This is a genomic window from Stenotrophomonas sp. GD03654 (assembly GCF_029845105.1).
Taxonomy (GTDB): Bacteria; Pseudomonadota; Gammaproteobacteria; order Xanthomonadales; family Xanthomonadaceae; genus Stenotrophomonas; species Stenotrophomonas africana.
The window spans coordinates 20,494-34,059 of sequence record NZ_JAOCLC010000056.1; the positions used below are offsets into that span (position 1 = coordinate 20,494).

Sequence of the window (13,566 nt, forward strand, 5' to 3'; positions counted from 1 at the left end):
CCCTCAACGTCCGCGCAGGAACCAGCGGTCGATCTCCGCCAGCGAAAAACGGGCCCAGGTCGGCCGGCCGTGGTTGCACTGGCCCGACCGTTCGGTGATTTCCATGTCGCGCAGCAGCGCGTTCATTTCCGGCACGGTCAGCCGTCGGTTGGCGCGCACCGCGCCGTGGCAGGCCATGGTCGACAGCAGCTCATCGCGCGCACTCGCCACACGCCGGCTCTGGCCGTGTTCGCGCAGGTCGGTCAGCACGTCGCGCAGCAGGCCTTCCGGTTCGGCGTGTGCCAGCAGCGCTGGAATGCTGCGCACGTGCAGCGCACCGGGGCCGGCACGGGTCACTTCGAAGCCGAGTGCGGCCAGCGTTTCTGCTTCGCTTTCGGCGGTATCCGCTTCGCGCTCGCCCACCGCGAGCGTGATCGGCACCAGCAATGGCTGCGACTGCAGGCCGATGCCATCGTGCGCGTTCTTCAGCCGCTCGTAGCCGATGCGCTCGTGCGCCGCATGCATGTCGACCACGATCAGGCCTTCGGCGTTCTCGGCCAGGATGTAGATGCCATGCAGCTGCGCGATCGCGTAGCCCAGCGGCGGCACGCCTGCGTCGGCACTGGTCACCGGCAGTCCGTTCTCGGTCGGCATCGGCGGCAGTGCAGCACCGCGTTCGGCACCGGCCGGCGCGGCATACAGCGCGGCATAGGCAGCCGGTGCATCGGCCACCTGCAATCCCAGCGGTTGCTGCGGGCGCCAGCCCGAGAATCCACCACCGCCACCACTCGATCCGGCACCCGGTGCGGCACCGCGTACCAGACCGAAACCGGAGGCGCCCGCACTGGAGACCATCGGTGCCGAACCTGCATCCGCCGGATGCGCAGAGCCGGCACCGATGTCCTGCGCCGACACGCCGGCACGGGTATCGGCCAGCGCATCCTTCAACGTGCGATAGACGAAATCATGGACCAGCCGCGAATCGCGGAAGCGCACCTCATGCTTGGCAGGGTGCACGTTGACGTCGACGCGGGTCGGATCCAGTTCCAGGAACAGCACGTAGGCCGGCTGGCGGCCGTGGTACAGCACATCGCCGTACGCCATCTTCACCGCATGGGCGACACTGCGGTCGCGCACCGAACGGCCGTTGACGTACAGGTACTGCTGGTCGGCGCTGGCGCGCGAATAATGCGGCTGCGCGATCCAGCCGTGCAGGCGCAGGCCGGCACCGCTGTGGTCGACGCGCACGGCCTGGTTGGCGAAATCCTCGCCCAGCGTTTCGGCCAATCGCGCATCGGAATACAGATCGCCAGGCTTGTAGCGGCGCGACGCCTTGCCGTTGTGCGACACGCGCAGTTCGACATCCGGCCGCGCCAGCGCCAGCGAACGCAGCCATTCTTCGATATGGCCCAGCTCGGTGCGCTCGGCGCGCAGGAACTTGCGTCGCGCGGGTACGTTGTAGAACAGCTCGCGCACTTCCACCGTGGTGCCCGGCGCATGCGCGCGCGGCGTCACCTCGCCGATCTTGCCGCCTTCGATCTGCAGCGCCGAACCGTGTTCGTCATGTGCGCGACGCGAGGACAGGGTGAAACGGCTGACCGAAGCGATCGACGGCAATGCTTCGCCACGGAAACCGAGCGTGGCCACCGATTCAAGATCGTCCAGATCGGCGATCTTGCTGGTGGCGTGGCGCGATACCGCCAGCGGCAGCTGTTCCGGCGCGATGCCACTGCCGTTGTCGCGGATGCGGATCAGGCGTACACCGCCCTCTTCAAGATCGATATCAACGCGGCTGGCACCGGCATCGATCGCGTTCTCGACCAGCTCCTTGACCACCGACGCAGGACGTTCGACCACTTCGCCGGCGGCGATCTGGTTGATCAGGATCTCCGGCAACGGCCGGATCGGGCGCGGATGGGTAGCAGACGTCATGCGGGGATGATAACGGAGGCTGCGCAGGTAGAGTCGACTGTCAGTCGACTGCTCTTCGCCGGGCACCGAAACCCCCACACTGCGCGCGCAGTCGACTGACAGTCGACTCTACAGAAAGCAGTAACCCGCCTTCGGCGGGTTACTTGCTGCCGCCGGCCATGGTGCCGGCTGCGTCGATCTCGGCCTGGGCGCGGGCGGCATACAGCGTCCCCGGCGGCGGCTGGCGGCTGAAGAAGGTATGTACACCGTCCAGCACCGCACCGGCGATCTTGCGCTGGTAGGCCGGGTCGATCAGGCGGCGTTCTTCATCCGGGTTGGAGATGAACGCGGTTTCCACCAGCATCGCCGGCATGTCCGAGGTGCGCAGAACCGCGAAGTTGGCGCGCTCGATGTTCGGCTTGTGGTTGTTCCCGATCCGCTTCAGGCCGCCCAGCACGTGGCCGGCCGCGTCTTCGGATGCCTTCATGTAGCCGCTCTGGGCCAGGTCCAGCAACACGTTGGCCAGCGTGCCTTCGGTCTGCTGCAGGCGCACGCCACCGACCAGGTCAGCCGCGTTTTCCTTGTCCGCCAGCCAGCGGGCGCGCTGCGAAGAAGCACCCTTGGTCGACAGCACGTACACCGACGAACCGGTGGCAGAACGGTTTTCGGCCGCGTCGGCATGGATCGAAATGAAGATGTCGGCCTTGTTCGCACGCGCCTTCTGCGCGCGCATCGGCAGCGGGATGAACACGTCGCTGTCGCGGGTCAGGTAGGCCTTCAGGCCCGGCGTCGCATTGACCTGGCGGGCCAGTTCACGCGCCACAGCCAGAGTCACATCCTTTTCGCGCTTGCCGGTCGGGCCGATCGCACCCGGATCCTGGCCGCCATGGCCCGGATCGATGGCCACCACCAGATGGCGCATGCCGGCCTGCATGCGGATGCGCGACGCATCGCTGGGCATGGCCGGGCGCGGCGGTTCCACCGGCGTCGGTGCCGGTGCGGGCACCGTGGCCGGTGGCGTGGTCACCACTGCTGCGGTGCGCTGCCCAGCAAGGATCGCGGCCGGCGAGGAAGAAGGCGAACTGCTGGCCACGGTACCGGCCGCCGCGACCTGGGCCGGTGCGGTGGACGGCGCCGGGGTGGGCGTGGCCGGCGCGGCGGCAGTGGCACTGGCCTGCTGGCGCACCTGGGCAGTCAGCAGCGCGGTCGCACGCGCGGCATCGGAACGCGACTGCGCACTCTCCGCCGGCGTCGGCACCGGTGCGGGCGTGTTGACCTGTGCCTGCGGCTGCACCGCCGGCGCCACCGCGGGACGGCTGGCGGCCACGGCCGGGCCGTCGCCCGGCCATTCGATCACCAGCTTGGATTCATTGCCCTCGCGTTGCATCTGCGGGCGGAACGGCGCCACCGATTCAGCGAGGTCGAAAACGACACGGAAGGTGCCCGGCACCGGCTGTCCAGTACGCACCGCCGTGACCACGCCCTGTGCAGCCGGCATCTTCAGGTTGCGTATGGCGCTGGAGTCCGGGAAGTCGACCACCAGACGGTTCGGACCGGCCAGAGAAAGCGTCTTGTAGCCGCCACTGCCGACCAGCGAGATCTCGGCACGGGTGCCGGTGGCGCCGGTATTCAGCAGGACCTGGCGGACTTCACCGGCCCACGCACTGACGCTCGCCAGACCCAGTCCGACGGCGGCACAGATAGCGATGAGACGGTTCCCCGGGCGCATGGCTCAGGATTCAATCACCGCGCTGAACGGAATGCAACACCTTTTTCCTTAATAATCCGTAACCTGCCGGTCTTTGTTCTCGTCAGCCGACAGAAATGGCCTGCAAGTCGCCCCCTTGGGGAAGCCGTTTCAGCCATTCATGTCCGACGTCGCTGGCTCCAGTGAGACGGACGCGACGCCCCTGCCCCTCGATCTCCAGCGCCACCACCAGGTCGGTCGGCGGCAGCGCGCCCGCGCCGCGTTCCGGCCATTCCACCAGCCACAGCACCGCGCTGCCCTCGTCCAGGCCCAGGAAATCGAGTTCACCGGCCTGGCCGATCCGGTACAGGTCCAGGTGCCAGGCCTCGCCACCGCTGGCCAGCGGATAGCGCTCGACCAGGGTGTAGGTCGGGCTGCGGATCGCGCCCTGCACGCCCAGTGCGCGCAGCAGTGCGCGTGCGGTGGTGGATTTGCCGGCGCCCAGGTCGCCGCGCAGTTCGACCAGCGCCTGCGGCGGCCGGGTGGCCGCCAGCCATTGCCCGAGCAGTTCGGTGGCATCGCTGTCGGCAAGGAAGAAATCGATCATCGGGAGAGTTCCGGGTTGGCCAGTCGCCGCAACGGCGACAGCAGATCAGTAGGAAGCAGGCCGCGCGCGCCGTCGGCGGCAGCGACATCGCCCGCGAGCGCATGCAGCAGCGCACCGGTTGCAGCAGCGTCGAAGGCTGCCAGGCCCTGCGCGCGCAGGCTGGCGATGATGCCGGTGAGCAGGTCCCCCATGCCACCCACGGCCATGCCGGGGTTGCCTGCGGCAATCAGCCGTGGCCGTTGCCCGGGCGCTGCGACGATGCTGCCGGCGCCCTTCAGCACCACCACGGCGTGGAAACGCTCGGCCAGTGCCTGCGCGCAGGCGTAGCGGTCGGCCTGGATGTCAGCGGTGCTGCAGCCGAGCAGGCGCGCGGCCTCGCCCGGATGCGGCGTAAGGATGGCGTCAGGCAGCGCGCGCGGATCCTGCGCCAGCAGGTTCAGGGCATCGGCATCGACCACCAGTGGCCTGGCGCATGCCAGTACCCGCGCAAACAATGCGCGTGCCCACTCGTCCTGGCCCAGCCCGGGCCCGATCGCCACCACCCTGGCCTTGTCCAGCAGCGCCGGCAGTGCGTCGCCGTCTTCCAGCGCGTGGGTCATCGCCTCGGGCAGGCGTGCCAGCAACGGGCCGACATGGTCGCGGCGGGTGCCGAGGCTGAGCAGGCCAGCGCCCGCCCGCAGCGCCGCTTCGGCGGCCATCGCGATGGCGCCGCCGCTGCCGTGGTTGCCACCCACGCACAGCACATGGCCGGATTCGCCCTTGTGGGTATTGGCGCGGCGCGGCGGCAGCAGTGCCGGCAAGCGAGCCTGGGTCCAGTGCTCTGCGGCGGGTGACACGCCCTGCCATGCGGCCGCAGGCAGCTGCAGCGGTGCCAGGACTTTCTGCCCGCAATGATCCAGCGCATCGCCGGTATACAGCCCACGATGCAGCACGATGAACTGCAGGGTCAAAGCGCCCTTCACGGCCACGCCCGGTACGGCACCGCGGTCGGCATCGACGCCACTGGGCACGTCCAGCGCCAACACCGGTGACGCCTGCGCGTTGAGCGCGACGATCAGCGCCTGCGCCACGCCTTCCGGCGCGCGATCGAAGCCCAGACCGAACAGGGCATCGACCCAGATGTCGGCCTCGGGCAGCATGCCGTCGAAATCGGTGATGGTGCCGCCACCGGACTTGAATTCAGATGCTGCACGCTGTGCCAGCACGGTTGACGGCGACTTCCCCGGCAAGGCGATCACCATCACCTCGCGCCCGGCCTGCAGCGCGTGACGGGCCAGCACATGGCCATCGCCGCCGTTGTTGCCCGCGCCGACCACCACGCCGATCCGCTGCGCCTGCGGCCAGTGCTGCAGCAGGCACTGCCAGGCGGCCTGGCCGGCCTGCGCCATCAGGCCCCAACCGCCCTCGGCGGCAAGCGTCGAGGCCTGCTCATCAAGCGCACGTGCGGCAGCGGAATCGAACAGATCGGCAAGGTTGGCCATGCGGGGATTTTATACTGGTGCACATGTCCCCCGTCCCCGCCCCTGTCGATCCGGCCCAGGCCGTACAGCGCATCCGCGAACTGGCCCGTGCGCATGGCTTCCAGCGCTGCGGCATTGCCGGCATCGAGCTGGGCGAGGATGAAGCGCACCTGGCCGACTGGCTTGGCCAGGGCCTGTACGGCACGATGGACTGGATGGCGCGCCACGGCACCCTGCGCGCCCGCCCGGCCGAGCTGCTGCCCGGCACCGTGCGGGTGATCTCGGTGGGCATGGATTACAGCCACAAGGACGACACCGAAGCCTGGGCAACCCTGGCCGATCCCGGCCGCGCCTACGTGGCCCGTTACGCGCTGGGCCGCGACTACCACAAGCTGATGCGCAACCGCCTGCAGAAGCTGGCCACGCAGATCAACGACGAAGTGGCGCCACTGGGCTACCGCGTGTTCGTCGATTCGGCGCCGGTGCTGGAACGCGCACTGGCGCGCAACGCTGGCCTGGGCTGGATTGGCAAGCACACCTGCCTGATCGACCGCCACGGCGGCTCCTGGTTCTTCATCGGCGAGATCTACATCGACATCCCGCTGCCGATCGACACCCCGGCCAGCGCCCACTGCGGCACCTGCACGCGCTGCATCGATGTCTGCCCCACCCGCGCGATCACCGGCCCGCAGCGCCTGGACGCGCGTCGCTGCATTTCCTACCTGACCATCGAACATGATGGCGCCATCCCCGAGGACATGCGGCCGTTGATCGGCAACCGCATCTACGGCTGCGATGACTGCCAGCTGGTCTGCCCCTGGAACAAGTTCGCCAAGCGCACCGACGAAGCCGATTTCCGCGCGCGCAACAACCTCGATACCGCGCGGCTGGATCAGCTGTTCGCCTGGGATGAAGCCGAGTTCCTGCGCCGTACCGAAGGCAGCCCGATCCGCCGCAGCGGCCATGAGCGCTGGTTGCGCAACATCGCCGTGGCACTGGGCAATGCACCGACCTCGGCCGAAGCGTTGGCCGCGTTGCAGATCCGCGTCGATGATCCCTCGCCGCTGGTGCGTGAACACGTGCAGTGGGCGCTGGGCCAGCACACGGTGCGCTGACGTGCGATCCTGAGCCCCCGTTCCGCCCGCAGCACGCCGTTCCCATGCAGCCACGCAACAACGACATCTTCACCCCCAGCCAGCTCAACACCCTGGCCCGCGACCTGCTGGAAGGCAGCTTCCCGGCGATCTGGGTCGAGGCCGAGCTGGGCAGCGTGGCGCGCCCTTCTTCCGGGCACCTGTATTTCACCCTGAAGGACGCACGTGCGCAGCTGCGCGCGGCGATGTTCCGGATGAAGGCGCAGTACCTGAAGTTCGTGCCACGCGAAGGCATGCGCGTGCTGGTGCGCGGCAAGGTGACCCTGTACGACGCCCGTGGCGAGTACCAGATGGTGCTGGACCACATGGAAGAAGCGGGCGAAGGCGCGCTGCGCCGAGCGTTCGAAGAGCTGAAGGCACGGCTGGAGGCCGAGGGTCTGTTCGACCCGGCGCGCAAGCGGCCGATGCCGGCGCACGTGCAGCGCCTGGCAGTGATCACCTCGCCCACCGGCGCCGCCGTGCGTGATGTGCTGAGCGTGCTGGCCCGCCGCTTCCCGCTTCTGGAAGTGGATCTGCTGCCGACCCTGGTACAGGGCAGCAGCGCCGCCGCGCAGATCACCCGCCTGCTGCAGGCCGCCGATGCCAGTGGCCGCTATGATGTGATCCTGCTGACCCGCGGTGGCGGTTCGCTGGAAGACCTGTGGGCGTTCAACGATGAAGCGCTGGCCCGCGCGATCGCCGCCAGCCGCACCCCGGTGGTGTCGGCGGTGGGCCATGAAACCGACTTCAGCCTCAGCGATTTTGCCGCCGACCTGCGTGCACCGACGCCGTCGGTGGCCGCCGAGCTGCTGGTGCCGGACCAGCGCGAACTGGCCCTGCGCCTGCGCCGCACGGCCGCACGCATGGTGCAGCTGCAGCGGCACACGATGCAGCAGGCGATGCAGCGTGCCGACCGTGCACTGCTGCGTCTGAACGCGCAGAGCCCACAGGCGCGGCTGGATCTGCTGCGTCGCCGCCAGCTGGACCTGGGCCGGCGCCTGCATGCGGCGTTCAACCAGCAGCAGGAACGCCGTGCCGCGCGTCTGCGTCATGCCGCAGCCGTGTTGCGCGGGCACCATCCCCAGCGCCAGCTGGACACGATGCAGCGCCGCCTGGCTGCCCTGCGCGGGCGCCCGCAGATTGCGATGCAGCGTCTGCTGGAGCGCGATGTGCTGCGCCTGCGCGGGCTGGCGCGTTCACTGGAAGCGGTCAGCCCGCTGGCGACCGTGGCTCGTGGTTACAGCATCCTCACCCGCAGCGACGATGGCACGCTGGTACGCCAGATCGATCAGGTACAGCCGGGTGACGCACTGCAGGCCCGCGTCGGCGACGGCGTGATCGACGTGCAGGTCAAGTAAAGGGGTGTTCGGCAGGGCTGCGCCCTGCACCTGCCGAAGCGTTCAAGCAACAGCAACAGCCGAAGCAACAGCCAAAGCTGGCATTCCGTGGGATGGCGGGGCGGTGTGGCTGTGCAGGACACGCCGTAAACCCATCCCTGGGGGCTCGATGGCGCCATCCATGGCGCCAACGGTCCTGCACAGCCACACCGCCCCACCCTCGACAGTTTCCCGATGACGGTCGGTAGATCCACGCCATGCGTGGATGAATCTCTGTCAGATATCGAATCAATTCGGAGCCATTCCGACAGATCGCGAGAATCTGTCGAAGGCGGGGTGGGTCCGGTTGCGGGGGCGTGAGCCGCATGGATGCGGCGACCGAGCATACATGGACGTACTTGCAGCGGCCCCCGCAACCGGGCCCACCCCGCCATCCCACGGAATGCACGCTGTTGCTGTTGCGGTTGCTTCGGCAGGTGCAGGGCGCAGCCCTGCCGAACACCACCCTACTTTGCCTGCTCGCAGAACTTCTGCCGGTACTCGAGTGCCTTCGGCATCAGCGCCTGCAGGTTCTGGATGCGGGTACCCGGGTTCGGGTGAGTAGATGCGAACTCCGGCGGCGACTGGCCGCCACCGGCCTGGCCCATCCGCTGCCACAGCGGCACCGCCTCGCGTGGATCGAAGCACGCCGCTGCGGCCAGCATCAGGCCCACTTCGTCGGCCTGGGTCTCGTGGCTGCGCGCATAGGGCAGCAGATACCCGTAGCCCATCGCCGACATCATCATCTGTTGCTGTTGCGCATCCATGCCGCTTGCGGCACCGGCCACCTGTCCGATCTGGGTGAGCTTCTGCTGGGCCATGCGCTGTGCACCATGGCGCAGCAGTGCATGCGCGATCTCGTGGCCCATCACCACCGCCATCGCGTCGCGGGTACGCGCCACCGGCACCAGCCCGGTGTAGACCGCCATCTTGCCGCCCGGCAGGCAGAACGCATTGGCCTGATCGGACGGGATCACGTTCACCTCCCACTGGAAATCCCGCGCGAAATGCGCCGGCTGCACGCCGTGTTCCTGCGCCAGCGCGGTCTCCACCACATCGACCTTGGCAATCAGCCGCTGGGCGATGTCGCGCACATCGCGCGCGATCGGTGCGCTGGGATCCATCGGCCGTTCCTGCGACAGGATCTGCTGGTAGGCCTGCAGCCCCAAAGCGGTCTCCTGTCGCGCGTCCAGGCTGCTGTCGATCATCACCTTCTCGCCGGTGTACGGGTCCACCGTGCGGTTGGAAAACCAGTAGAACACCGCATAGCCGGCCGCCAGCAGCAGCACCCACCAGCGAATGTTGCCGAACAGGCCGCGACGCTGCGGGCCTTGGGGCGAGCGGGAAAAGGGATCATTGCGCATCAGGGGTCGTCCAGCAGGCCCCGCCGGCCGGCGGGCACGGCGCAATCTTAGTGCGCGGACGCCAGCAGCGGGTGAAGCCCGGTGCCCCTCAGATGCCCCGCACCAGGCGGAAACCGATGCGGGCGTTGGTGGTGTCCGAATCCTGTGACTGCCGCCAGGCCGCACGGGTCTGTTCGGGCGCATTGGCCCAGTTGCCGCCGCGGATCACCCGCGAACGACAGCCCGGGTTGAACCAGGCGGCGCCATCGGAGGGCGCACGCCGGTAACTGGCATGCCAGCAATCGGCCACCCATTCGCTGAGGTTGCCGCTCATGTCGTGCAGGCCAAAGGCGTTGGCCTGGAAGCTGGCCACCGGCGCCGGTCCCCACCAGCCATCGCCGTAGCCGATGAAGGCGTTGTGCCAATGCCGCCCGGACGGGGAGACATCCTTGCTGCCGGTGAAGTTGCCGCTGCCGGGCGGCGGCGTGCCAGCGTCGCCCCATGGGTAGCGCCCACTGCTGCCGGCGCGCAGTGCATATTCGAATTCGGCCTCGCTGGGCAGCCGGTAGCTGCGGCCGGTCTGCTCGGACAACCACGCCGCGTAATTCTCGGCATCACGCACGCTGACGTGCATCACCGGCGAGTTGCCCAACGCGCGGCCGCCGTCATAGTCAGAGCGCCAGTCCACTCCACTGCGGCGGATGAAGTTGCCGCTACGCTCGTCATATACCACCGAATGGCCACGCCGGGTCGCGCGCGGGCGCGCATTGGACGCCTTCACGTAACGTTCGAAATCGCTGACCGTAACCTCGGTGATCGCCATCGCGAAACCGCGATCGAAGCGCACATAGTGTGAAGGGCGCTCGGAATCACTGGATCCAGGCTCGGCATCACTGGCACCCATCTGGAAGCCGCCATGCGGCACCACCACCATCTGCGGCCCGCGCCCGCCATCACGCATGGCGTCGCTGAACACCTGGCCCGGGCGGAAGCTACCGTAATGGGTAGCGAGATCAATACGCTCGCGCAGCTGGGCCACCACCGCGTCTCCCGGCAGAGCGATGCGAAGGGCCTCGGCCAACTTCTCGCGGGCCGGCTTCAGGCCCTGCGGCGTGGCCAGATCACGCAGACCGTCATCGCGCAGCTGCAGCAGCGTGGCGGCACGGATCTGCTCAATGCGCTCGAAGGCATCGGCAATGGTCGGTGACGAGTCGCGGACCTTGCTGGCTTCGGCCAGCCAGGTGCCCGCGCTGGCGAAGTCGCGCACGCGCGCGGCGTCTTCGGCGCGGCGGATCAAGCCACTCTCCGCTGCTGCCAGGCCTTGCCGCGCCCGGCTGTTGTGTTCATCCAGGGCCAGGGCCTCGCGGAAGTTGCCGATGGCACCGTCACCATCTTCACCGATCCGGTTCGACCGCAGGTCCTCTTCGCCGGCGCGGTTGTAGGCCACCGCGCGCTGCGCGGTCTCGACCCGCCCCTGCAGCGCACGCACCTTCTCGTCCTTCGGCGCGAGCGTCAGCAGTACCAGCGCCTGGCGGCTGGCCTCAGCGAGGGCCTCGCGTTGCTTCAGCGGCCGCACCAGCAGCGCGTCCGCCTGCTGCTGCAGGCGCTGGCGGGCACGCTGCAGGCCAATGCGGGCCTGACGGTCATCCGGGTCTTCCTCCTGTACCGCCAACCACAGCGGAACCGCTGCGTCGGCGTCCTCGTACAGATGCCCTTCGTTGAATGCCTTCTCGGCCGCGCGGCGCAGCTGGGCCAGCGTGCGCCCCTGCCGATCAACCCGTGGCGCTGTCCACCGCTGCACATCCTCGGCCGCATCCTCGCCGGCAATAATGACGCTGCCCTGCCCGTTCCCGAGGGCTGTGTCCACCTGCGGACCTTCCTGCGGCCGCGCGTCTTCGCCAGCAGCCGGCGCCGGCTCCGCCGTTGCCGAGGGCGACGGCCTGCAGCCGGCCAGGGCCACAGCCAGGGCGGTGCACAGCGCGGACGACAGCAGAAAACGCAAGCAGGATCTCCTTCGGCACGGATGCGGACCGACGTTAGGCTATTCTCCCCTGCCTGAGCAAACCCGAGTAGTAGGCCCTGACCCGTGGCAACCTGGATCACCACCCCCGCTGAGCTGGATCCGTACTTCCAGCAGCGTCCGACCCGCATCGGCCTGGACACCGAATTCATCCGCGAACGCACCTTCTGGCCGCAGTTGGCCCTGGTGCAGATGGCCGTCGGACAGGACATCCTGCTGATCGATCCGCTGATTCCCGGCATGACCGAAGCATTGGCGCCCTGGCTGGCCGATGAATCGATCATCAAGGTGATGCACAGCGCCAGCGAAGACCTGGTCGCCTTCAAGTGGGCCTGCGGCGTGTTGCCGCGACCGCTGTTCGACACCCAGATCGGTGCCTCGCTGGCCGGTATCGGTGGCGGCATGGGTTACCAGAAGCTGGTTGCGGAGATCACCGGGGTGGCGCTGGCCAAGGGCGAAACCCGTTCGGACTGGATGCGCCGTCCGCTCTCGGAATCGCAGCTGCAGTACGCCGCCGACGACGTCGAGCACCTGTTCGCGCTGCATGACGCCATCGATGCCAGGCTGCAGGCGCTGGGCCGCCAGCAGTGGCTGCACGACGACGGCGAACGCCTGCTGGCCAGCGTCGCCAATGACGAAGACCGCTGGCCGCACCTGGCGATGCGCTCGGCGCAGTTCCTCGATGCCGCCGCACAGCGCCGCCTGCTTCGCCTGCTGCGCTGGCGCGATGTCCAGGCCCGCAGCAGCGACCGCCCGCGGAGCTGGATCCTGGACAACGAACTGGCCGCCACGCTGGCGCGCACGCCACCGGCCGATGCCGCTGCGCTGGGCACGCTGTTCGAACAGTTCCCGAAGGCACCGCGCAAGCTCGCTGGCGCCGTGTGGCAGGCGCTGGACACACCGCTGGCCGATGAGGCCGAGGCACCGCTGGCGCTGCCGGCCAACGACAGCAACAAGCAGGCACTGAAGAAGCTGCAGGACGCGGTCGCCGAGCGCAGCCGCGAACTGGGCCTGCCGGATGGCGTGCTGGCCTCGCGCAAGCACCTGGAAAGCTATCTGGAACGTCGCCAGTGGCCGACCGCACTGGCAGGCTGGCGCCAGCAGGAACTGGAATCGCGGCTGCAGGCCCTGCTGCCGGCAAACCAGTAACCCGCATCAGCCGCCCCACGGGGCGGCCCTGCCAATGTTCGACAAGGAGGTTGCTGCATGCCTGCATGGCCCTCTTCCGGCATGTCACGATGGATGATCGGCGCGCTGCTGCTGGCCGGCGCCACCGCCACGGCCCCAGCCGCGCAACCGCCCTCCTGTCCATCTCCCGCTGGAGTTCCCGTAGTGCAAACGCTCGAGTACATGCGCGACGCGCTGTCACGTGGCGACCGTGAGGCCGCCATCGAAGTGATGCGTGAACCACAGCGCTATCGTGCGCTGTTCAAGGATCCACAAGGGTCAGAACGCTACCTCGCTCTGGCGCAGCAGGTCGCCGACGACGCGCAGCAGCACCCCTGCATGGATCGCACCAGCCAGCTAAACGCCTACGCAGCACTGACCGGCGGACTGGATCTGGCCCGTTCGATTCACTACCTGTCATTGTCGGCACGCCTGATCGAACAGGACCCCGCTGCCAGCGACCAGGACAAGCTCGAGCCTTGGCTGCATCCGCATGCCCTGATGCACGGCTATTTTGAAGCCGGTGGCGGGCTGGCCCTGGATGGTGAAGTGCCCGGTCTGGATCGCGCCGGCATCGAGGCGTGGAGGCGGGGCCAGCGCCCCCTTGCCTATCAGCCTGAGCTGCTGCTTGCATTTCCGCTGCACATGGATGATCCGCAACGCGAACGCCTGTTCCGGGTGACAGGATTCACCCTGCTGCCAGCCCCCCGATGGCACGACCACACCGCGCTGCGCGCACTCATCCACAGCGATGCCTATCTTGACTGGCTGGATGCAGCGCCTTTGCATCTCGCCTCACGGCTGTCGATGGCACTGGAAGAAATGGCCACGCCACCTTGGCCGGAGCATCTGCGGGCCGCCGGCTATCAGGTCCGTGGCGAGA

At 68.3% G+C, this 13,566-nt stretch carries 10 protein-coding genes; 4 read left to right on the forward strand and 6 right to left on the reverse strand.

From position 1 onward, the window contains the following. Positions 1-3 precede the first annotated feature (3 nt). The 4 genes from mutL to N5J73_RS18285 all read right to left on the reverse strand — a co-directional run bounded on the left by mutL (position 4) and on the right by N5J73_RS18285 (position 5,665). The gene (mutL, locus tag N5J73_RS18270) at positions 4-1,911 is read right to left on the reverse strand and encodes a DNA mismatch repair endonuclease MutL (RefSeq protein WP_049447739.1); all 1,908 of its coding nucleotides are present in this window, start codon (positions 1,909-1,911) and stop codon (positions 4-6) included. A gap of 139 nt (positions 1,912-2,050) precedes the next feature. Then, entirely contained in the window at positions 2,051-3,619 is a 1,569-nt protein-coding gene (locus tag N5J73_RS18275) for an N-acetylmuramoyl-L-alanine amidase (RefSeq protein WP_049447738.1), read from the reverse strand. 82 nt (positions 3,620-3,701) lie between these two features. Beyond that, positions 3,702-4,184, reverse strand: coding sequence for a tRNA (adenosine(37)-N6)-threonylcarbamoyltransferase complex ATPase subunit type 1 TsaE (tsaE, locus tag N5J73_RS18280; protein ID WP_012511659.1), 483 nt, complete (start codon positions 4,182-4,184; stop codon positions 3,702-3,704). Next, on the reverse strand, positions 4,181-5,665 hold the full coding sequence (locus N5J73_RS18285; RefSeq protein WP_049447737.1) for an NAD(P)H-hydrate dehydratase: 1,485 nt from the start codon (positions 5,663-5,665) through the stop codon (positions 4,181-4,183). Before N5J73_RS18285 ends, tsaE begins: the two co-directional genes overlap by 4 nt. Before the next feature lie 23 nt (positions 5,666-5,688). On the opposite strand from N5J73_RS18285, the gene queG reads away from it, so the two are divergent. Beyond that, a complete protein-coding gene (gene queG / locus N5J73_RS18290; protein WP_049447736.1) occupies positions 5,689-6,759 on the forward strand; it encodes a tRNA epoxyqueuosine(34) reductase QueG in 1,071 nt (356 codons plus the stop codon). A gap of 44 nt (positions 6,760-6,803) precedes the next feature. Continuing rightward, the gene (gene xseA, locus N5J73_RS18295; RefSeq protein WP_049447735.1) at positions 6,804-8,135 is read left to right on the forward strand and encodes an exodeoxyribonuclease VII large subunit; all 1,332 of its coding nucleotides are present in this window, start codon (positions 6,804-6,806) and stop codon (positions 8,133-8,135) included. Between the two features lie 485 nt (positions 8,136-8,620). On the opposite strand, the gene N5J73_RS18300 is transcribed toward xseA, so the two are convergent. Together N5J73_RS18300 and N5J73_RS18305 are read right to left on the reverse strand one after the other, a co-directional pair. Continuing rightward, the gene (locus N5J73_RS18300) at positions 8,621-9,517 is read right to left on the reverse strand and encodes a M48 family metallopeptidase (protein ID WP_049447620.1); all 897 of its coding nucleotides are present in this window, start codon (positions 9,515-9,517) and stop codon (positions 8,621-8,623) included. Positions 9,518-9,605: 88 nt separating this feature from the next. After that, a complete protein-coding gene (locus tag N5J73_RS18305; RefSeq protein ID WP_049447621.1) occupies positions 9,606-11,498 on the reverse strand; it encodes an SUMF1/EgtB/PvdO family nonheme iron enzyme in 1,893 nt (630 codons plus the stop codon). Between the two features lie 84 nt (positions 11,499-11,582). Between N5J73_RS18305 and rnd the strand changes: the two genes are divergently transcribed. After that, a complete protein-coding gene (gene rnd / locus N5J73_RS18310; protein ID WP_049447622.1) occupies positions 11,583-12,665 on the forward strand; it encodes a ribonuclease D in 1,083 nt (360 codons plus the stop codon). Between the two features lie 183 nt (positions 12,666-12,848). Further along, on the forward strand, positions 12,849-13,566 hold a 718-nt coding region (locus N5J73_RS18315), incomplete at its 3' end, for a hypothetical protein (protein ID WP_279941266.1).

What these genes read in the sequence shown, in the direction of transcription:
- tsaE (WP_012511659.1), bottom strand. Translation starts at nt 4,184, where the DNA reads ATGATCGATTTCTTCCTTGCCGACAGCGATGCCACCGAACTGCTCGGG.
- xseA (WP_049447735.1), top strand. Translation starts at nt 6,804, where the DNA reads ATGCAGCCACGCAACAACGACATCTTCACCCCCAGCCAGCTCAACACC.
- mutL (WP_049447739.1), bottom strand. Translation starts at nt 1,911, where the DNA reads ATGACGTCTGCTACCCATCCGCGCCCGATCCGGCCGTTGCCGGAGATC.
- N5J73_RS18285 (WP_049447737.1), bottom strand. Translation starts at nt 5,665, where the DNA reads ATGGCCAACCTTGCCGATCTGTTCGATTCCGCTGCCGCACGTGCGCTT.
- N5J73_RS18300 (WP_049447620.1), bottom strand. Translation starts at nt 9,517, where the DNA reads ATGCGCAATGATCCCTTTTCCCGCTCGCCCCAAGGCCCGCAGCGTCGC.
- queG (WP_049447736.1), top strand. Translation starts at nt 5,689, where the DNA reads ATGTCCCCCGTCCCCGCCCCTGTCGATCCGGCCCAGGCCGTACAGCGC.
- N5J73_RS18275 (WP_049447738.1), bottom strand. Translation starts at nt 3,619, where the DNA reads ATGCGCCCGGGGAACCGTCTCATCGCTATCTGTGCCGCCGTCGGACTG.